Below are 20,834 nucleotides of genomic sequence, written 5' to 3'. Positions count from 1 at the left end.
ATCCTCTACTCAAATTCATCCCAGCCATCCAGCTGGCGTCGTTCTTGTTGCATTTCACGTTGGAAAATCTCTTCCAGTTCGCGTCGGGCTTCCCTGGCGCGAGAAATTTGTACGGTATCGGCATGCATCGGTATGAGCTCCCGCAACATTCGCATATCCAGGCGACGAAAATGCAATTGTGCCCGCTGTGCCTGATGCGGATGCATGCCAAGCGTGACCAGCGTTTTGCGCCCCAGCTCTAACGCACTGGAGAATGTCTCACGAGAAAACTGCGTCACCCCTGCCTGTAATAACTCATGCGCTTCCACACGTCCGCGCGCTCGCGCAAGAATATGCAAATGCGGGAAGTGTTGCTGGCAAATCTCCACCAGCTTCATGGTGTCTTCCGGTTCGTTACAGGTAATGACGATTGACTCTGCGGCCTCTGCACCCGCAGAACGTAAAAGATCTACCTGCGTGGCGTCGCCGTAATAAACTTTGTAGCCATATTTGCGCATCAGGTTAACAGCACTGATATCCCGCTCCAGCACAGTAATGCGCATTTTATTTGCCATCAGCAAACGACCAATCACCTGCCCAAAACGTCCGAAGCCCACGACAATCACCTGCGGTTTATCATCGTTGACCCACGGTTTTTCGTCTTCTTCTTCCGGTCCGTTAAACTGACGGGACAGCCATTTATCCACCAACTTCATCAGCAGCGGTGTGGTCATCATGGAAAGCGTGACCGTCACCAGCAACAGCGCCATCTGGTCGCCCTGGAATAAGCGTTGCGAAGAAGCGGTAGAAAAGAGGACAAAGGCAAACTCGCCGCCCTGACTCAACACGCCAGCAAACTGCATCCGCTCTGAGCTACGCACGCCATACAGCCGCGCCAGCAAATACAGCACGAGAATTTTCACCGCCACCAGCACAACCACGCTTATCACTACCCACAACAGATGGGTATAAAGCACTCCGAGGTTGAGCGACATGCCGACAGAGATAAAAAACAGTCCGAGCAGCAAGCCTTTGAACGGATCGATAGCCGTTTCCAGCTCATGGCGATATTCACTTTCCGCCAGCAGCACGCCCGCAATAAACGTACCGAGCGCCATCGACAACCCCAGCGCATCCATAAACAATGCGGAACCCAACACCAGCAGCAGTGTCGCGGCGGTGAACACTTCCCGCACACCAGAAGCAGCAATAAAACGGAATACCGGACGCAGTAAATAGCGCCCCCCAATCAGCATGCCGACAAACGCCAGCACCTTCATGCCGATCTTCATCCAGTCGAAATGTTCGTCTGCCGAACCCGCCAGCAGCGGTACTAACGCCAGCGCGGGGATCACCGCCAGATCCTGAAACAGCAAAACCGAAAAACCTAGCTGTCCAGATTCGCTGCGATTCATCCCTTTCTCACGCATCAGTTGCAACGCCATTGCAGTGGAAGACATCGCAAGGCCAATGCCACCGACCACCGCCGCCTGCCAGGCGAAATCCGTCAGCATCAATAATCCCGCCAGCAACGCCGCGCTTAACAGCACCTGCGCCGCGCCTACGCCAAAAATCGAGCGTCGCAATTGCCAAAGCTTGGAAGGATTCAACTCAAGGCCGATGATAAACATCAGGAATACCACGCCGAGTTCCGAAAAGTGGAGGATCTCATCGACGTCGCTAATAAACCCCAGCCCCCACGGGCCAATTGCAATCCCTGCCAGCAAATATCCCAACACCGCGCCAATACCCAGCCGCGATGCCAACGGCACCGCAGCCACCGCCGCGAAGAGAAACAGCACTCCTGCGAGTAAAAAATCGGAACCTTCCATCAGCAGCCTCCTGGAGACAGCGGATTTGCCAGCCAGTCACCGTAGGCTCTGGCGTGACCCGCCAGCTCCTGTGCACTTTGCCGTCTCGCCCAGTAAATAATGATGGGACTTAGCCAATGCATCCGGCACATGCCCGCCGCCAGCTCAAAGGGGCGCAGAACATCGCTCATCGGGTAGCGATTCAATGCGTCATAACGGTAAGCACTTTCCGGCTCGCCGGTGGTAATCACGCTACGCCAGTACTTTCCCGCCAGTTGGTTTCCTCCCGGCCCGCTGGCAAAACCACGGCTTAATACCCGGTCCAGCCACTCTTTCAGTAGCGCCGGGCAGCTATAGGTATAAAGAGGGTGCTGAAAGACAATCACCTCGTGCTCGCGCAGTAATGCCTGCTCACGGGGGATATCAATAAAAAAATCGGGATAGTGCGCATAAAGGTCGTGCACGGTAACATTGCTGAGCTGCGTGGCCGGTTTAAGCAGTACCCGGTTTGCCACCGAGTCCTGAGATTCCGGATGGGCATACAGCAGCAAAACTTTCGCTGGCTGAGACATCATCCCCCTCCCGGTATGGTTTTTGTGTATAGTCGCTGTTTTGGGCTACCATTGCGCCCGGTGCGGCAGCTCGCCCATACATTACATTATCATAATGATAAGTTAACATAGTCTGAACATACGGCGCCTTATGATTGTTTTCTCCTCGTTACAAATTCGTCGCGGCGTGCGCGTCCTGCTGGATAATGCCACCGCCACCATCAACCCCGGGCAGAAAGTCGGCCTGGTGGGTAAAAACGGCTGTGGTAAATCTACCCTGCTGGCATTGCTGAAAAATGAAATCAGCGCCGACGGCGGCAGCTACACCTTTCCAGGAAGCTGGCAACTGGCGTGGGTGAATCAGGAAACACCAGCGCTACCGCAAGCGGCGCTGGAATATGTCATTGACGGCGACCGTGAATATCGTCAACTGGAAGCGCAGCTACACGACGCCAACGAACGTAACGACGGGCACGCCATTGCGACCATTCATGGCAAGCTGGATGCTATTGACGCATGGAGTATTCGCTCCCGCGCCGCCAGCCTACTGCACGGCCTCGGTTTCAGCAATGAACAACTGGAGCGCCCGGTAAGTGATTTCTCCGGTGGCTGGCGTATGCGTCTCAACCTCGCCCAGGCGCTGATTTGCCGTTCAGACTTGCTGCTGCTCGACGAACCAACTAACCACCTCGATCTCGATGCTGTTATCTGGCTGGAAAAATGGCTGAAGAGCTATCAGGGCACGCTGATCCTGATCTCCCACGACCGAGACTTCCTCGATCCGATCGTTGATAAAATTATTCATATCGAACAACAAAACATGTTCGAGTACACCGGCAACTACAGCTCGTTTGAAGTACAGCGCGCCACCCGTCTGGCGCAGCAACAGGCGATGTATGAAAGCCAGCAAGAGCGCGTGGCACATCTGCAAAGTTATATCGACCGTTTCCGTGCCAAAGCCACCAAAGCGAAGCAGGCCCAGAGCCGTATTAAGATGCTCGAGCGTATGGAGCTGATTGCCCCAGCGCACGTCGACAACCCGTTCCGTTTTAGCTTCCGCGCGCCGGAAAGCCTGCCTAATCCGTTGTTGAAAATGGAAAAGGTCAGCGCAGGTTATGGCGATCGCATTATTCTCGACTCGATTAAACTGAATCTGGTGCCAGGTTCGCGCATTGGTCTGTTAGGACGCAATGGCGCGGGTAAATCGACATTAATCAAACTGTTAGCCGGAGAACTTGCGCCTGTCAGCGGTGAAATTGGCCTGGCGAAAGGGATCAAACTCGGTTACTTCGCCCAGCATCAACTTGAATACCTGCGCGCCGACGAATCGCCTATTCAACATCTGGCACGTTTAGCACCGCAGGAACTAGAACAAAAACTGCGTGATTACCTCGGCGGCTTTGGTTTCCAGGGCGATAAAGTGACGGAAGAAACGCGCCGTTTCTCCGGTGGGGAAAAAGCCCGCCTGGTGCTGGCATTAATCGTCTGGCAGCGTCCGAATCTACTGCTGCTCGACGAACCGACTAACCACCTTGACCTCGACATGCGCCAGGCACTGACTGAAGCGTTAATCGAGTTTGAAGGCGCATTGGTTGTCGTTTCGCACGACCGCCATTTGTTGCGTTCCACCACTGACGATCTCTATCTGGTTCACGATCGTAAAGTCGAACCGTTCGACGGCGATCTGGAAGATTATCAACAGTGGTTGAGCGACGTTCAAAAGCAGGAAAACCAGACCGACGACGCGCCAAAAGAGAACGCGAACAGCGCCCAGGCACGTAAAGACCAGAAGCGTCGGGAAGCGGAGCTGCGTGCGCAAACCCAGCCACTGCGTAAAGAAATCGCCCGTCTGGAAAAAGAGATGGAGAAGCTGAACGCGCAACTGGCGCAGGCGGAAGAGAAACTCGGCGACAGCGAACTGTACGATCAAAGCCGTAAAGCGGAGTTGACCGCCTGCCTGCAACAGCAAGCCAGCGCCAAATCCGGCCTGGAAGAGTGCGAAATGGCGTGGCTGGAAGCCCAGGAGCAGCTTGAGCAGATGCTGCTGGAAGGCCAAAGCAACTGATGGCGCAGATAACGACGACCGATGCCAATGAATTCAGCAGCAGTGCTGAATTCACCCCTATGCGCGGCTTTAGCAATTGTCATCTGCAAACCATGCTGCCGCGTCTGTTTCGTCGCAAGGTGAAATTCACCCCGCACTGGCAGCGACTGGAGTTGCCCGACGGCGATTTTGTCGATCTCGCATGGAGTGAAGACCCTGCCCAGGCGAAACAGAAACCGCGTTTAGTGGTGTTTCACGGGCTGGAGGGCAGCCTCAATAGCCCTTACGCCCACGGTCTGGTCGAGGCGGCGCAAAAACGCGGCTGGCTGGGCGTGGTGATGCATTTTCGCGGATGCAGCGGTGAACCAAACCGTATGCACCGCATTTACCATTCGGGCGAAACCGAAGACGCCAGCTGGTTTTTACGCTGGCTGCAGCGCGAATTTGGACATGCGCCAACGGCTGCCGTCGGCTATTCGCTCGGCGGTAATATGCTCGCCTGTTTGCTGGCAAAAGAAGGTAATAACCTCCCGATTGATGCAGCGGTAATTGTCTCCGCGCCATTTATGCTGGAAGCCTGTAGTTATCATATGGAAAAAGGCTTTTCCCGCGTTTATCAGCGTTACTTGCTGAACCTGTTAAAAGCCAATGCTGCGCGCAAACTGGCAGCCTATCCCGGTACGCTGCCGATTAATCTCGCACAGTTAAAATCGGTACGTCGCATCCGTGAATTTGACGATCTGATCACCGCCAGAATTCACGGCTACGCTGACGCTATCGACTATTATCGTCAGTGTAGCGCCATGCCGATGCTGAACCAGATCGCCAAACCGACACTGATTATTCACGCCAAAGACGATCCGTTTATGGATCATCAGGTGATCCCGAAACCGGAAAATCTCCCCCCGCAGGTGGAGTATCAACTGACTGAACATGGTGGTCATGTTGGCTTTCTTGGCGGTACATTATTTCATCCGCAAATGTGGCTGGAGTCACGCATTCCTGACTGGTTAACAACGTATCTGGAGGCGAAATCATGTTGATTCCGTGGCAAGAACTCTCCCCCGAAACGCTGGAAAATTTAATTGAAAGTTTTGTGTTACGCGAAGGCACCGATTATGGTGAACATGAGCGTACACTTGAACAGAAAGTCGCCGACGTCAAACGCCAGCTACAGTGCGGAGAAGCGGTGCTGGTATGGTCGGAGCTGCACGAAACGGTCAATATCATGCCGCGCAGTCAGTTTCGCGAATAACCTGCAGCCGTCGGCGGACGAGATAATAATGATAGCTAAGTCATGGAGTTACTATGTCTGCCAAACATCCGGTCATTGCGGTAACAGGATCCAGCGGCGCGGGGACCACCACCACCAGTCTCGCGTTTCGTAAAATATTCGCGCAGTTAAATCTGCATGCAGCTGAGGTGGAAGGCGACAGTTTTCACCGTTACACGCGCCCGGAAATGGACATGGCGATCCGCAAGGCGCGTGATGCCGGGCGGCATATCAGCTACTTTGGCCCCGAAGCGAACGACTTCGGCCTGCTGGAACAAACCTTCATTGAATACGGTCAGAGCGGCAAAGGAAAATCACGCAAATATCTGCATACGTACGACGAAGCCGTACCGTGGAATCAGGTGCCGGGGACATTCACCCCATGGCAACCTTTACCGGAACCCACTGATGTACTGTTTTATGAAGGGCTACACGGCGGCGTGGTCACACCACATCATAACGTTGCGCAACATGTGGATTTACTGGTTGGCGTGGTGCCTATCGTTAACCTGGAGTGGATTCAAAAACTGATCCGCGACACCAGCGAGCGCGGGCACTCACGAGAAGCGGTGATGGACTCAGTAGTGCGTTCAATGGAAGACTATATCAACTACATCACGCCGCAGTTTTCCCGCACCCATCTTAACTTCCAGCGCGTTCCCACTGTCGACACCTCAAACCCGTTCGCGGCAAAGGGCATTCCATCACTGGATGAAAGCTTTGTGGTGATCCATTTTCGTAATCTGGAAGGGATCGATTTCCCCTGGCTGCTGGCGATGTTGCAGGGCTCATTCATTTCCCACATCAATACATTAGTGGTGCCGGGCGGTAAAATGGGTCTGGCAATGGAGTTAATTATGCTGCCACTGGTGCAACGATTGATGGAAGGAAAGAAAATCGAGTAACTCTGCTAATATGCCGGATAAACAATTATCCGGCATCGTACTCCTGACATCAAATCACGCGGCAACCACTTCATACGAGTGAGTAATATTCACCGCTTTTTCCAGCATCAACGCCACTGAACAATATTTCTCGGCAGAGAGATCTACCGCACGCGAAACCGCTGCGTCTTTCAGGTCGCGACCGGTGACGATAAAATGCAGATTAATGTGCGTAAACAGGCGTGGTGCCTCTTCGCGGCGTTCAGAGGTCAATTTTACTTCACAATCGACCACATCCTGACGCCCCTTTTGCAGGATAGAAACCACATCGATGGCGCTACAGCCCCCCGCCGCCATCAACACCATTTCCATCGGACTTGGCGCTTTATCGCCTGAGTTGCCGTCCATTAAAATCTGGTGACCAGAGGCGGATTCGCCCAGAAAAGTTAACCCTTCGACCCACTTCACTCGCGCTTGCATTTTTGCTACTCCACTGCGTCAATTTTCCTGACAGAGTACGCGTACTAACCAAATCGCGCAACGGAAGGCGACCTGGGTCATGCTGAAGCGAGACACCAGGAGACACAAAGCGAAAGCTATGCTAAAACAGTCAGGATGCTACAGTAATACATTGATGTACTGCATGTATGCAAAGGACGTCACATTACCGTGCAGTACAGTTGATAGCCCCTTCCCAGGTAGCGGGAAGCATATTTCGGCAATCCAGAGACAGCGGCGTTATCTGGCTCTGGAGAAAGCTTATAACAGAGGATAACCGCGCATGGTGCTTGGCAAACCGCAAACAGACCCGACTCTCGAATGGTTCTTGTCTCATTGCCACATTCATAAGTACCCATCCAAGAGCACGCTTATTCACCAGGGTGAAAAAGCGGAAACGCTGTACTACATCGTTAAAGGCTCTGTGGCAGTGCTGATCAAAGACGAAGAGGGTAAAGAAATGATCCTCTCCTATCTGAATCAGGGTGATTTTATTGGCGAACTGGGCCTGTTTGAAGAGGGCCAGGAACGTAGCGCATGGGTACGTGCGAAAACCGCCTGTGAAGTGGCTGAAATTTCGTACAAAAAATTTCGCCAATTGATTCAGGTAAACCCGGACATTCTGATGCGTCTGTCTGCACAGATGGCGCGTCGTCTGCAAGTCACTTCAGAGAAAGTGGGCAACCTGGCGTTCCTCGACGTGACGGGCCGCATTGCACAGACTCTGCTGAACCTGGCAAAACAACCGGATGCCATGACTCACCCGGACGGTATGCAAATCAAAATTACCCGTCAGGAAATCGGTCAGATTGTCGGCTGTTCTCGTGAAACCGTGGGACGCATTCTGAAGATGCTGGAAGATCAGAACCTGATCTCCGCACACGGTAAAACCATCGTCGTTTACGGCACTCGTTAATCCCGTCGGAGTGGCGCGTTACTGAGTAGCGCGCCATTTTGTTTCCCCCGATGTGGCGCAGACTGATTTATCACCCCGATATCAACTATGCACTACGACAAACGCTAGTGCTATGTTTGCCCGTGGCCGTTGGGTTAATGCTTGGCGAATTACGATTCGGTCTGCTCTTCTCCCTCGTTCCTGCTTGTTGCAATATTGCGGGCCTTGATACGCCTCATAAACGTTTTTTCAAACGCTTAATCATTGGTGCGTCGCTGTTTGCCACCTGTAGCTTGCTGACACAGCTGTTACTGGCAAAAGATGTTCCCTTGCCCTTTTTGCTGACTGGACTAACGCTGGTACTTGGCGTCACTGCTGAGCTGGGGCCATTGCACGCAAAATTGCTTCCCGCATCGCTGCTCGCCGCCATTTTTACCCTCAGTCTGGCGGGATACATGCCAGTCTGGGAACCGTTGCTCATCTATGCGTTGGGCACTCTCTGGTACGGATTGTTTAACTGGTTTTGGTTCTGGATCTGGCGCGAACAACCGCTGCGCGAGTCACTAAGTCTGCTGTACCGTGAACTGGCAGATTATTGCGAAGCTAAATACAGCCTGCTTACCCAGCACACCGACCCTGAAAAAGCGCTGCCGCCGCTGCTGGTGCGCCAGCAAAAAGCGGTCGATTTAATTACCCAGTGCTATCAGCAAATGCATATGCTTTCCGCGCAAAATAATACCGATTACAAGCGGATGCTGCGTATTTTCCAGGAGGCGCTGGATTTGCAGGAACATATTTCGGTCAGTTTGCATCAGCCGGAAGAGGTGCAAAAGCTGGTCGAGCGTAGCCATGCAGAAGAAGTTATCCGCTGGAATGCGCAAACTGTCGCCACTCGCCTGCGTGTGCTGGCTGATGACATTCTTTACCATCGCCTGCCGACGCGCTTTACGATGGAAAAACAAATTGGCGCACTGGAAAAAATCGCCCGCCAGCATCCGGATAATCCTGTTGGGCAATTCTGCTATTGGCACTTCAGCCGCATCGCTCGTGTACTACGCACCCAAAAACCGCTCTATGCCCGTGATTTACTGGCCGATAAACAGCGGCGAATGCCGTTACTGCCGGCGCTAAAAAGTTATCTGTCACTGAAATCTCCAGCGCTACGCAATGCTGGACGACTCAGTGTGATGTTAAGCGTTGCCAGCCTGATGGGCACCGCGCTGCATCTGCCGAAGTCGTACTGGATCCTGATGACAGTATTGCTGGTGACGCAAAATGGCTATGGCGCAACCCGTCTGAGGATTGTGAATCGCTCCGTGGGAACCGTGGTCGGGTTAATCATTGCGGGCGTGGCGCTGCACTTTAAAATTCCCGAAGGTTACACCCTGACCTTGATGCTGATTACCACCCTCGCCAGCTACCTGATATTGCGCAAAAACTACGGCTGGGCGACGGTCGGTTTTACCATTACCGCAGTATATACCCTGCAACTGTTGTGGCTGAACGGTGAGCAGTACATCCTTCCGCGTCTTATCGACACCATTATTGGTTGTTTGATTGCTTTCGGCGGAACAGTCTGGCTGTGGCCGCAGTGGCAGAGCGGGTTATTGCGTAAAAACGCCCATGACGCTTTAGAAGCCTATCAGGAAGCGATTCGTTTGATTCTGAGTGAAGATCCGCAACCAACGCCACTGGCCTGGCAGCGAATGCGGGTGAATCAGGCGCATAACACTCTGTATAACTCATTGAATCAGGCGATGCAGGAACCGGCATTCAACAGCCATTATCTGGCAGATATGAAACTGTGGGTAACGCACAGTCAGTTTATTGTTGAGCATATCAATGCCATGACCACGCTGGCACGGGAACACCGGGCATTGCCACCTGAACTGGCGCAAGAATATTTGCAGTCTTGTGAAATCGCCATTCAGCGTTGTCAGCAGCGACTGGAATATGACGAACCGGGGAGTTCTGGCGATGCCAATATCATGGATGCGCCGGAGATGCAGCCGCACGAAGGCGCGGCAGGTACGCTGGAGCAGCATTTACAGCGGGTTATTGGTCATCTGAACACCATGCACACCATTTCGTCGATGGCATGGCGTCAGCGACCACATCATGGGATTTGGCTGAGTCGCAAGTTGCGGGATTCGAAGGCGTAATACAGGCTACCTTCGGATACAGCGTTCACGCCGCATCCGACATCTTTTGCCTGATGCGTCTTATTTACCCCCAATCACCTTCGCCACCGCGTGGGCGAAACGATGCATCCCTTCATCGATATCCGTATCTTCCACCACCAGCGACGGCGCAAAACGCATCACATCAGGCCCGGCATTCAGCACCATTACGCCTTCCTCTGCACCCGCATACAGGAAATCACGCGCCCGACCTTTGTACTGTGGTTTCAGCTCCGCGCCAATCAACAGCCCCATACCGCGAATATCGCTAAACACATCGTACTGTTGATCGATCTTCTGCAAATGGTCAACAAAACGCTGGCGTTTCGCCTGAATGCCTTCCAGCACTTCAGGGGTATTGATGATATCAAACGCCGCGCCAGCTACTGCACAGGCCAGTGGATTGCCGCCGTAGGTGGAACCGTGAGAACCAGGATGAAACGCAGAAGCAATCTCCGCCGTAGTCAGCATGGCGCTAATCGGGAAGCCGCCGCCTAACGCTTTGGCGGAGGTCAGAATATCCGGCGTCACGCCGTAATGCATGTAAGCAAACAGATCGCCGGTCCGCCCCATCCCGCACTGCACTTCATCAAACACCAATAATGCCTGATGCTCATCACAGAGTTCGCGCAAGCCCTGCAAAAACTCTGGCGTCGCAGCCGTCACGCCGCCCTCGCCCTGAATCGGCTCAACCACCACCGCACAGGTATGATCATCCATCACCGCTTTCACTGCGTGGAGATCATTAAAGGGAACGTGGATGATGTCTGCCGGTTTTGGCCCAAAGCCGTCGGAATATTTTGGCTGCCCGCCCACCGAGACGGTAAACAGCGAACGACCATGAAAAGCGTTATGGAAGGCAATAATTTTGGTTTTGAACGGGCTATGACGCACACAGGCGTAATGGCGTGCCAGTTTAAAGGCAGTTTCGTTAGCTTCCGTGCCGGAGTTCATAAACACCACGCGTTCGGCAAACGTTGCCTCAATCAGTTTACGACCAAGACGCAGCGCCGGTTCATTGGTAAAAACGTTACTGATATGCCACAGAGTTTCGCCCTGGGTTTTTAACGCGTTCACCAGCGCAGGATGGCAATGGCCCAACGCCGTAACTGCAATGCCACCCGCGAAATCGACATACTCCTTGCCTTGCTGATCCCAGATTCTGCTGCCCAGACCTTTTACCGGAATAAACTCTGCCGGAGCATAAATCGGCAGGATCACTTCATCGAAAGTCGCGCGTGTAATTGCTGTTTGTTCAATTGCCATCTCATGATCACCCTGTTACGCATAACTCAACGTGAAATTATAATCACAAAATATGCATAAAAAATCACTAAATGGCAATCAGAAATCAGCGTTCCAGGAAATTAGCCAGCAGTTGATGTCCTTGTTCGCTGAGAATACTTTCTGGATGGAACTGCACACCTTCCAGATCCCACTGGCGATGGCGAATCCCCATAATCTCGCGGGTTTCGCTCCAGGCCGTCACTTCAAAGCACTCCGGTAATGAGTCAGGCTCCACCACCAGCGAATGGTAGCGTGTCACGGTGAGTGGATTTGCCAGCCCCTTAAATACGCCCTCACCGTAATGTGTGATCGGCGAGGTTTTGCCGTGCATCACCTTTGCGGCGCGCACAACTTTGCCACCAAAAGCCTGCGCCATTGCCTGATGACCGAGGCAGACGCCAAGAATCGGCAAACTCCCGGCGTAGTGGCGAATAACGTCAAGGGAGATCCCTGCGTCGTCCGGCGTACAGGGTCCAGGTGAGATAACAATTTTCTGCGGTTTGAGTGTGTCGATATCCGCCAACGTTAACGCATCGTTGCGCTTAACCAACACGTCGGCCCCCAGTTCACAAAAATACTGGTAGAGGTTCCAGGTGAAAGAATCGTAGTTATCAATAAGCAGGATCATGGCGGCTCCGGTACGAAAGAACCGCGCTATTTTACTCAGATTCCCCGGCTTCGCTTACCACTTTGCTAAATATCGTCTGCAGCGCAGTGAGATCCCCCATTGCCCCACTCTGATTTGCCTGATTCCAGGCCTCTTTATCGATACCCTGCCAGCTCAGTTGATAACCAGCATGAATCGCCAGTTGCTCGAAGAAGATACGCTGTGCCAGACCACTTCCCGCACGGAAGGGATGCAGGACGTTGATTTCACAATAGTAGTGTGCCAGCCGCTCGACGAACTTCGTTTTCTCCAGGCCAACCAGATACCCTTCTTCCTCCAGATCCTGCATCAGGGCATTGCCCTCTTTTTCGATATAAGCAAAGTGGCAGAACGGCGTATCGCCCTGATAAATATCAACTTCACGCAGTTGCCCCGCCCAGTCGAAAATATCCTGATACAGCTGGCGATGGATAGTGCGCAAATGCGGTAAACCGCGCACCAGCGGACCAAGCTCAATGGTCGCAGCACGCAGCGCCGTCATTTCGTAAGCGGCCTGTTCCAGCCGCTGTTGCTGGCGGATGTTCAGCCGGTTACGCATGATATCAAGGCCAGGATAAAGATACGGATCGCGCCCTTCGCCGAATTTATCGCTCATAGTGCCTCCTCAGCTCTTCAAGGCGCGCTAAAGCCTCTGCGGCAGTAAGAGTAACTAAAGGCATCTCGACGCCTTCAAGACGGCGACTGGCCTGGAAATTACGATTACGCTGAAGCTCCCAGAGACGGGACTTTTGCTTATCGGTGAGTTTCTTCACTTGATGCCTCCCTGAACGTGTCCATTTGCCACAAGTATAAGCGGCAAATCCGGGTTACGCCGGGAGAGCAGAAGCGCGGGCAAGATTGCCCGCGCGAGAAATCATTACGGCAGGACTTTAGCGGAAAGGATAACTACCGGTTTTGACGGCACATTCTGGTACGGACCAACATCATGAGTCGGCACCTGGGAAATCTTATCGGCAACGTCCATGCCTTTCACCACTTTACCAAATACCGCGTAACCGAAATCACGCTGACCGTGGTCGAGGAAGGCGTTATCGGCAACGTTGATAAAGAACTGGCTGGTGGCGCTGTCTTTGTCAGCGGTACGCGCCATCGCGATGGTGCCACGCGTGTTGCGCAGGCCGTTATCGGCTTCATTTTTGATTGGCGGGTTTGGTTTTTTCTGCTGCATCTGCTCGGTGAAACCGCCGCCCTGAATCATAAAGCCAGGAATGACGCGGTGAAAGGTTGTGTTGTTATAAAAACCGCTGTTCACATAATCGACAAAGTTTTGCACAGATACTGGCGCTTTTTGTTTATCCAGCTCCAGTTCGATGTTACCAGCTGAGGTTGTCAACAATACGTGCGGGTCCCCTTTCGCTGCCATTGCTGCGGGAGAAAGAGCAGAAAGAGCGAAAACAGCAGCCATCGCCGCCAGGGTCGATTTGAACATGAGATTTCCTTAACAAACAGAGCAGAAAAAAAGCAAGTGAAGAGATTCTAAATAGCCTTCAAGAACAAGGCCATCCCTTTACCTAATTTTACGTATCTGAAATATATGTAACCTGACGATCACTTTTTATTCCGTGATCAAAATCACCCTTAAAATGCAATTTAGCAACCGATTGCAATAAAACATTTAAACAGATCACAAAATCACCTAAAATCGCCCGCTCGCGGCATATCCCGCTATGCCATTTTATTTTTGAACGCAGGCCAATCATGACTAACAGCAATCGCATCAAGCTCACATGGATTAGCTTTCTCTCCTACGCACTGACGGGTGCGTTGGTTATTGTCACCGGGATGGTGATGGGAAATATCGCCGATTATTTCAATCTGCCTGTTTCCAGTATGAGTAACACCTTCACCTTCCTCAATGCTGGCATTTTAATCTCTATCTTCCTCAATGCCTGGCTGATGGAAATCGTCCCGTTAAAAACGCAGTTACGTTTTGGCTTTCTCCTGATGGTGCTAGCGGTTGCTGGTTTGATGTTTAGCCACAGCCTGGCGCTGTTCTCGGCGGCGATGTTCATTCTCGGGGTGGTCAGCGGTATCACTATGTCGATTGGTACATTCCTGATAACACAAATGTATGAAGGGCGTCAGCGCGGTTCTCGCCTGTTATTTACCGACTCCTTCTTCAGTATGGCAGGGATGATTTTCCCAATGATCGCCGCGTTTCTGCTGGCGCGCAGCATTGAGTGGTACTGGGTTTATGCCTGCATCGGGCTGGTTTACGTCGCTATTTTTATTCTGACCTTCGGCTGTGAGTTTCCGGCACTGGGCAAACATGCGCCAAAAACGGATGCTCCAGTAGCGAAAGAAAAATGGGGCATCGGCGTACTGTTTCTCTCAATTGCAGCGCTGTGCTACATCCTCGGTCAGTTAGGTTTTATCTCCTGGGTACCAGAGTATGCCAAAGGCCTGGGCATGAGCCTGAACGACGCAGGTACGCTGGTGAGTAACTTCTGGATGTCATATATGGTCGGCATGTGGGCGTTCAGCTTTATTCTTCGCTTCTTTGATTTGCAACGTATTCTGACCGTACTGGCCGGTCTGGCTGCGATTCTGATGTACGTCTTTAACACCGGAACACCGGCACATATGGCGTGGTCAATTCTCGCCCTGGGCTTCTTCTCCAGCGCGATCTATACCACCATCATCACCCTGGGTTCACAGCAAACCAAAGTACCGTCACCAAAACTGGTTAACTTTGTCCTGACCTGCGGGACCATCGGTACCATGCTGACCTTTGTCGTTACCGGCCCGATTGTTGAACATAGCGGTCCAAAGGCGGCGCTGCTGACGGCAAACGGTCTGTACGCTGTCGTCTTTGTGATGTGCTTCCTGTTAGGTTTCGTCAGCCGTCACCGTCAGCATAACACCCTGACCTCTCATTAATTGCTCATGCCGGGCGGCGCTATCGTCGTCCGGCCTTTTCCTCACTTACCCCGCTACGTACGTCTATTTCTATAAACCCGTTCATTTTGTCTATTTTTTGCACACGAATGAAATGTCAGACAATTCCGTGACTTAAGAAAATTTATACAAATCAGCAATATACCTCTTAAGGAGTATATAAAGGTGAATTTGATTTACATCAATAAGCGGGGTTGCTGAATCGTTAAGGTAGGCGGTAATAGAAAAGAAATCGAGGCAAAAATGAGCAAAGTCAGACTCGCAATTATCGGTAACGGTATGGTCGGCCATCGCTTTATCGAAGATCTTCTTGATAAATCTGATGCGGCCAACTTTGATATTACCGTTTTCTGTGAAGAACCGCGCATCGCTTATGACCGCGTACACCTCTCGTCTTACTTCTCTCACCACACCGCCGAAGAGCTGTCGCTGGTGCGCGAAGGCTTTTACGAAAAACACGGTATTAAAGTTCTGGTCGGCGAACGCGCTATCACCATCAACCGTCAGGAGAAGGTGATTCACTCCAGCGCCGGACGTACCGTTTTTTATGACAAGCTGATCATGGCGACCGGTTCCTATCCGTGGATCCCGCCAATCAAAGGTTCTGATACTCAGGACTGCTTTGTCTATCGCACCATTGAAGACCTCAACGCCATTGAATCCTGCGCCCGTCGCAGTAAGCGCGGTGCCGTTGTTGGCGGCGGCCTGTTAGGTCTGGAAGCCGCTGGCGCGCTGAAAAACTTAGGCATTGAAACCCACGTTATCGAATTTGCCCCTATGCTGATGGCGGAACAGCTTGATCAGATGGGCGGCGAGCAATTGCGTCGCAAAATCGAAAGCATGGGTGTACGCGTTCACACCAGCAAAAACACTCTTGAGATTGTGCAGGAAGGTGTCGAAGCGCGTAAAACCATGCGTTTTGCCGACGGCAGCGAACTGGAAGTCGACTTTATCGTCTTCTCTACCGGTATCCGTCCGCGCGATAAGCTGGCAACCCAGTGTGGTCTGGACGTTGCTCCGCGTGGGGGTATCGTCATTAATGATTCCTGCCAGACTTCCGATCCAGATATCTACGCCATCGGTGAATGCGCAAGCTGGAACAACCGTGTATTTGGTCTGGTAGCACCTGGCTACAAAATGGCGCAGGTCGCCGTTGACCATATTCTCGGTAGCGAAAACGCCTTTGAAGGTGCTGACCTTAGCGCCAAGCTGAAACTGCTGGGCGTAGACGTAGGCGGTATTGGCGATGCTCACGGTCGCACGCCTGGCGCACGTAGCTACGTTTACCTCGACGAAAGTAAAGAGATCTACAAACGCCTGATTGTCAGCGAAGACAACAAAACCCTGCTCGGTGCAGTACTGGTGGGTGATACCAGCGACTACGGTAACCTGCTGCAACTGGTGCTGAACGCAATCGAACTGCCGGAAAACCCGGATTCCCTGATCCTGCCGGCGCACTCAGGTAGCGGCAAGCCGTCTATTGGTGTTGATAAACTGCCGGACAGCGCGCAAATCTGCTCCTGCTTTGACGTCACCAAAGGCGATCTGATTGCTGCCATCAACAAAGGCTGCCACACCGTTGCGGCGCTGAAAGCCGAAACCAAAGCGGGTACTGGCTGCGGTGGCTGTATCCCGCTGGTCACTCAGGTACTGAACGCGGAACTGGCAAAACAGGGTATCGAAGTTAACAATAACCTGTGCGAACACTTTGCTTATTCGCGTCAGGAACTGTTCCATTTGATCCGCGTTGAAGGCATTAAAACCTTCGAAGAACTGCTGGCGAAACACGGTAAAGGCTACGGTTGTGAGGTTTGTAAACCGACCGTCGGTTCGCTGCTGGCCTCCTGCTGGAACGAATACATTCTGAAGCCGGAACATACTCCGCTGCAGGATTCTAACGACAACTTCCTCGCTAACATCCAGAAAGACGGCACCTACTCGGTGATCCCGCGTTCTCCGGGTGGTGAAATCACCCCAGAAGGGCTGATGGCAGTGGGTCGTATCGCGCGTGAATTTAATCTCTACACCAAAATCACCGGCTCCCAGCGTCTGGCGATGTTTGGCGCACAGAAAGACGATCTGCCGGAGATCTGGCGTCATCTGATTGAAGCAGGTTTCGAAACCGGTCATGCGTATGCGAAAGCACTGCGTATGGCGAAAACCTGCGTGGGTAGCACCTGGTGCCGCTACGGCGTTGGCGACAGCGTCGGCCTCGGCGTGGAACTGGAAAACCGCTACAAAGGCATCCGTACGCCGCACAAAATGAAGTTCGGTGTCTCCGGCTGTACCCGTGAATGTTCAGAAGCTCAGGGTAAAGATGTGGGTATTATCGCCACTGAAAAAGGCTGGAACCTGTATGTGTGCGGTAACGGCGGCATGAAACCGCGTCATGCGGATCTGCTGGCAGCGGATATCGATCGCGAAACGCTGATCAAATATCTTGACCGCTTCATGATGTTCTACATCCGTACTGCCGACAAACTGACGCGTACCGCACCGTGGTTAGAAAACCTCGAAGGCGGCATTGATTACCTGAAAGCGGTGATCATTGACGACAAGCTGGGGCTGAACGCACATCTGGAAGAAGAGATGGCGCGCCTGCGTGAAGCGGTAGTGTGTGAGTGGACTGAAACGGTCAATACGCCGTCTGCGCAGACTCGCTTCAAACACTTCATCAACAGCGATAAGCGTGACCCGAACGTGCAGATGGTGCCAGAGCGCGAACAGCACCGTCCGGCAACGCCGTATGAACGTATCCCGGTAACTCTGGTGGAGGACAACGCATGAGCCAGTGGAAAGACATCTGCAAAATTGATGACATCCTGCCTGAAACCGGCGTCTGCGCGCTGTTAGGTGACGAGCAGGTAGCGATTTTCCGCCCGTATCACAGCGACCAGGTGTTTGCGATCAGCAACATCGATCCGTTCTTCGAATCCAGCGTGCTGTCACGCGGGCTGATTGCGGAACACCAGGGCGAGCTGTGGGTCGCCAGTCCGCTGAAAAAACAGCGTTTTCGCTTAAGCGACGGTTTATGCATGGAAGATGAACAGTTTTCCGTCAAGCATTACGAGGCACGAGTGAAAGACGGCGTGGTACAGCTACGCGGTTAATTGTTTTAACGGGAGGCGCAATGCCTCCCCTTTTTGCATTGTCCTGTAATGACCTTAAGTATATTGCAGGACATTTTTTAAACTTTTTGTTTTATTTTTTGTTTTTATTTTTTAAAGGATAATCAAATGTTTACAGACACTATTAATAAGTGTGCGGCTAACGCTGCGCGCATTGCACGCCTGTCGGCAAATAACCCGCTCGGCTTCTGGGTAAGCTCCGCGATGGCGGGCGCGTATGTGGGGCTGGGGATCATCCTGATTTTCACGCTCGGTAATTTGCTCGATCCGTCCGTACGTCCTCTGGTGATGGGCGCGACCTTTGGTATCGCCTTAACACTGGTCATTATCGCCGGTTCTGAACTGTTCACCGGACACACCATGTTCCTCACCTTTGGGGTGAAAGCGGGCACCATTAGCCACGGGCAAATGTGGGCAATCCTGCCGCAAACCTGGCTGGGTAACCTGGTCGGTTCCGTCTTTGTTGCCATGCTTTATAGCTGGGGCGGTGGTAGCCTTTTGCCAGTAGATACCAGTATTGTTCACTCCGTCGCGCTGGCTAAAACCACCGCACCGGCAATGGTACTGTTCTTCAAAGGCGCATTGTGTAACTGGCTGGTTTGTCTGGCAATCTGGATGGCACTGCGTACTGAAGGCGCGGCGAAATTTATCGCAATCTGGTGGTGTCTGCTGGCGTTTATTGCGTCCGGTTACGAGCACTCCATCGCTAACATGACGCTGTTCGCGCTCTCATGGTTCGGCAACCACAGCGAAGCCTACACGCTGGCGGGTATTGGTCATAACCTGCTGTGGGTGACGCTGGGTAATACTTTATCGGGTGCCGTATTCATGGGATTGGGTTATTGGTATGCTACGCCGAAAGCTAATCGTCCGGTTGCGGACAAATTTAATCAAACTGAAACGGCTGCCGGTTAATTATTAAGGGGTTTTTACGTGGATCATTTGCCTATATTTTGCCAATTACGCGACCGCGACTGTTTGATTGTCGGCGGTGGTGATGTCGCGGAACGCAAAGCAAGGTTGCTGTTAGACGCAGGTGCTCGCTTAACGGTGAATGCATTAGCGTTTATTCCACAGTTCACCGCATGGGCAGATGCAGGCATGTTAACCCTCGTCGAAGGGCCATTTGATGAAAGCCTTCTCGACACCTGCTGGCTGGCAATTGCGGCGACGGATGATGACGCGCTTAACCAGCGTGTCAGCGAAGCCGCCGAATCTCGTCGTATCTTCTGTAACGTGGTCGATGCGCCGAAAGCCGCCAGCTTTATTATGCCGTCGATTATTGACCGCTCCCCGCTCATGGTAGCGGTCTCCTCTGGCGGCACCTCTCCAGTTCTGGCGCGACTGTTGCGCGAAAAACTTGAATCACTGCTGCCGCTGCATCTCGGCCAGGTAGCAAAATATGCGGGGCAGTTACGCGGTCGGGTCAAACGACAGTTCGCCACGATGGGTGAACGTCGCCGTTTCTGGGAAAAATTGTTCGTTAATGATCGCCTGGCGCAGTCGCTGGCGAACAACGATCAGAAAGCCATTACCGAAACGACCGAACAGTTAATCAATGAACCGCTCGATCATCGCGGTGAAGTGGTGCTGGTTGGCGCAGGTCCGGGCGATGCCGGTCTGCTGACACTAAAAGGACTGCAACAAATTCAGCAGGCAGATGTGGTGGTCTACGACCGTCTGGTTTCTGACGATATTATGAATCTGGTACGCCGCGATGCTGATCGCGTTTTCGTCGGCAAACGCGCGGGATACCACTGCGTACCGCAGGAAGAGATTAACCAGATCCTGCTGCGGGAAGCGCAAAAAGGTAAACGCGTGGTGCGTCTGAAAGGCGGCGATCCGTTTATTTTTGGCCGTGGTGGCGAAGAGCTTGAAACACTGTGCAATGCGGGTATTCCGTTCTCAGTAGTTCCGGGTATTACCGCAGCGTCTGGTTGCTCTGCCTATTCGGGCATTCCGCTCACGCATCGCGATTATGCTCAGAGCGTACGCTTAATTACCGGACACTTAAAAACCGGTGGCGAGCTGGACTGGGAAAACCTGGCAGCCGAAAAACAGACGCTGGTGTTCTATATGGGGCTTAATCAGGCCGCGACCATTCAGCAAAAACTGATTGAACACGGAATGCCTTGCGAAATGCCGGTGGCGATTGTCGAAAACGGTACGGCGGTAACGCAACGCGTGATTGACGGTACGCTCACGCAACTGGGCGAGCTGGCGCAGCAAATGAACAGTCCCTCATTAATTATTATTGGTCGGGTCGTTGGCCTGCGCGATAAATTGAACTGGTTCTCTAACCATTAATTTTACCCGGGCCAGATAATTCTGGCCCTCTTTATCACTCTTTTTATATATTCAGCAAATAAAGCATACCCTCTTAATAAATATCATTTGCTAATGGATTATATTCACCGTTACAGCGACTTACAAAATTAAGTCATTCACTCACTGACGCCAATTAAATATTCCTGTATCGTTATTTATGAGCAGTCCGCTTATATTCATATAATCAATGAATATTAATTAATATATAATACATAGGGAATGTAAATGAACAAATTTATTAAAGTTGCACTGGTAGGTGCAGTACTGGCTACGTTAACTGCATGTACTGGTCATATTGAAAACCGTGATAAGAACTGCTCTTACGACTACCTACTGCACCCGGCAATTTCTATTTCTAAAATCATTGGCGGTTGCGGTCCTACTGCACAGTAAGTCTCTGACAGAAATCGG

20 protein-coding genes are annotated in these 20,834 nt (G+C 52.3%); 12 read left to right on the top strand and 8 right to left on the bottom strand.

Annotated elements, in window-relative coordinates:
* Positions 1-5 precede the first annotated feature (5 nt).
* Both kefB and kefG read right to left on the bottom strand, forming a co-directional pair.
* Positions 6-1,811 carry a glutathione-regulated potassium-efflux system protein KefB gene (gene kefB, locus HEN33_RS04640; protein WP_000399122.1) on the bottom strand — a complete coding sequence of 602 codons (1,806 nt, stop codon included), beginning with the start codon at positions 1,809-1,811 and terminating at the stop codon, positions 6-8.
* Complete coding sequence (gene kefG, locus HEN33_RS04635; RefSeq protein WP_123057648.1) at positions 1,811-2,362, bottom strand: glutathione-regulated potassium-efflux system ancillary protein KefG; 552 nt, start codon at positions 2,360-2,362, stop codon at positions 1,811-1,813. Before kefG ends, kefB begins: the two co-directional genes overlap by 1 nt.
* A gap of 130 nt (positions 2,363-2,492) precedes the next feature.
* On the opposite strand from kefG, the gene HEN33_RS04630 reads away from it, so the two are divergent.
* The 4 genes from HEN33_RS04630 to HEN33_RS04615 are packed head-to-tail and all read left to right on the top strand — an operon-like array spanning position 2,493 to position 6,563.
* Positions 2,493-4,406, top strand: a complete 1,914-nt coding sequence (locus tag HEN33_RS04630) for an ABC transporter ATP-binding protein (RefSeq protein ID WP_000634783.1) — start codon at positions 2,493-2,495, stop codon at positions 4,404-4,406.
* A complete protein-coding gene (locus HEN33_RS04625; protein WP_000057367.1) occupies positions 4,406-5,428 on the top strand; it encodes a hydrolase in 1,023 nt (340 codons plus the stop codon). The genes HEN33_RS04630 and HEN33_RS04625 overlap by 1 nt, the downstream gene beginning before the upstream one ends.
* A complete protein-coding gene (locus tag HEN33_RS04620; RefSeq protein WP_000907089.1) occupies positions 5,422-5,640 on the top strand; it encodes a YheU family protein in 219 nt (72 codons plus the stop codon). The genes HEN33_RS04625 and HEN33_RS04620 overlap by 7 nt, the downstream gene beginning before the upstream one ends.
* Before the next feature lie 53 nt (positions 5,641-5,693).
* Positions 5,694-6,563 carry a phosphoribulokinase gene (locus tag HEN33_RS04615; RefSeq protein WP_001274672.1) on the top strand — a complete coding sequence of 290 codons (870 nt, stop codon included), beginning with the start codon at positions 5,694-5,696 and terminating at the stop codon, positions 6,561-6,563.
* Positions 6,564-6,617: 54 nt separating this feature from the next.
* On the opposite strand, the gene HEN33_RS04610 is transcribed toward HEN33_RS04615, so the two are convergent.
* Entirely contained in the window at positions 6,618-7,022 is a 405-nt protein-coding gene (locus HEN33_RS04610) for an OsmC family protein (protein ID WP_001148911.1), read from the bottom strand.
* A gap of 301 nt (positions 7,023-7,323) precedes the next feature.
* On the opposite strand from HEN33_RS04610, the gene crp reads away from it, so the two are divergent.
* Both crp and HEN33_RS04600 read left to right on the top strand, forming a co-directional pair.
* Entirely contained in the window at positions 7,324-7,956 is a 633-nt protein-coding gene (gene crp / locus HEN33_RS04605; protein ID WP_000242755.1) for a cAMP-activated global transcriptional regulator CRP, read from the top strand.
* A 50-nt stretch (positions 7,957-8,006) separates the two neighbouring features.
* Entirely contained in the window at positions 8,007-10,097 is a 2,091-nt protein-coding gene (locus HEN33_RS04600; protein ID WP_024256541.1) for a YccS/YhfK family putative transporter, read from the top strand.
* Positions 10,098-10,157: 60 nt separating this feature from the next.
* Here the strand turns inward: HEN33_RS04600 and argD are convergent, their stop codons facing one another.
* The 5 genes from argD to ppiA form a co-directional block, all read right to left on the bottom strand.
* A complete protein-coding gene (gene argD / locus HEN33_RS04595; protein WP_176263296.1) occupies positions 10,158-11,381 on the bottom strand; it encodes a bifunctional acetylornithine/succinyldiaminopimelate transaminase in 1,224 nt (407 codons plus the stop codon).
* A gap of 85 nt (positions 11,382-11,466) precedes the next feature.
* A complete protein-coding gene (gene pabA / locus HEN33_RS04590) occupies positions 11,467-12,030 on the bottom strand; it encodes an aminodeoxychorismate synthase component 2 (protein WP_176263297.1) in 564 nt (187 codons plus the stop codon).
* A 31-nt stretch (positions 12,031-12,061) separates the two neighbouring features.
* Complete coding sequence (locus HEN33_RS04585) at positions 12,062-12,664, bottom strand: putative adenosine monophosphate-protein transferase Fic (RefSeq protein ID WP_176263298.1); 603 nt, start codon at positions 12,662-12,664, stop codon at positions 12,062-12,064.
* Entirely contained in the window at positions 12,654-12,821 is a 168-nt protein-coding gene (locus tag HEN33_RS04580; RefSeq protein WP_000736860.1) for a YhfG family protein, read from the bottom strand. The genes HEN33_RS04585 and HEN33_RS04580 overlap by 11 nt, the downstream gene beginning before the upstream one ends.
* Before the next feature lie 104 nt (positions 12,822-12,925).
* Entirely contained in the window at positions 12,926-13,498 is a 573-nt protein-coding gene (ppiA, locus tag HEN33_RS04575) for a peptidylprolyl isomerase A (RefSeq protein ID WP_000477225.1), read from the bottom strand.
* 269 nt (positions 13,499-13,767) lie between these two features.
* On the opposite strand from ppiA, the gene tsgA reads away from it, so the two are divergent.
* The 6 genes from tsgA (at position 13,768) to HEN33_RS04545 (ending at position 20,816) form a co-directional block, all read left to right on the top strand.
* The gene (gene tsgA, locus HEN33_RS04570) at positions 13,768-14,949 is read left to right on the top strand and encodes an MFS transporter TsgA (protein WP_000185225.1); all 1,182 of its coding nucleotides are present in this window, start codon (positions 13,768-13,770) and stop codon (positions 14,947-14,949) included.
* Positions 14,950-15,210: 261 nt separating this feature from the next.
* Positions 15,211-17,754 (top strand): NADPH-nitrite reductase large subunit, encoded by a 2,544-nt coding sequence (gene nirB, locus HEN33_RS04565; protein ID WP_176263299.1) that lies wholly within the window; start codon positions 15,211-15,213, stop codon positions 17,752-17,754.
* Positions 17,751-18,077: a nitrite reductase small subunit NirD gene (gene nirD / locus HEN33_RS04560; protein ID WP_000084764.1), complete on the top strand. Its 327-nt coding sequence runs from the start codon at positions 17,751-17,753 to the stop codon at positions 18,075-18,077. The genes nirB and nirD overlap by 4 nt, the downstream gene beginning before the upstream one ends.
* Positions 18,078-18,203: 126 nt before the next feature.
* Positions 18,204-19,010 (top strand): nitrite transporter NirC, encoded by an 807-nt coding sequence (gene nirC, locus HEN33_RS04555; protein ID WP_000493563.1) that lies wholly within the window; start codon positions 18,204-18,206, stop codon positions 19,008-19,010.
* 18 nt (positions 19,011-19,028) lie between these two features.
* Positions 19,029-20,402 (top strand): siroheme synthase CysG, encoded by a 1,374-nt coding sequence (cysG, locus tag HEN33_RS04550; protein WP_000349877.1) that lies wholly within the window; start codon positions 19,029-19,031, stop codon positions 20,400-20,402.
* A gap of 246 nt (positions 20,403-20,648) precedes the next feature.
* On the top strand, positions 20,649-20,816 hold the full coding sequence (locus HEN33_RS04545) for a YhfL family protein (RefSeq protein ID WP_001031834.1): 168 nt from the start codon (positions 20,649-20,651) through the stop codon (positions 20,814-20,816).
* Positions 20,817-20,834 lie beyond the last annotated feature (18 nt).

It is taken from the genome of Escherichia sp. 94.0001 (assembly GCF_013369155.2).
Classification (GTDB): domain Bacteria; phylum Pseudomonadota; class Gammaproteobacteria; order Enterobacterales; family Enterobacteriaceae; genus Escherichia; species Escherichia coli_F.
This window is presented reverse-complemented; position numbering and strand designations above follow the sequence as displayed.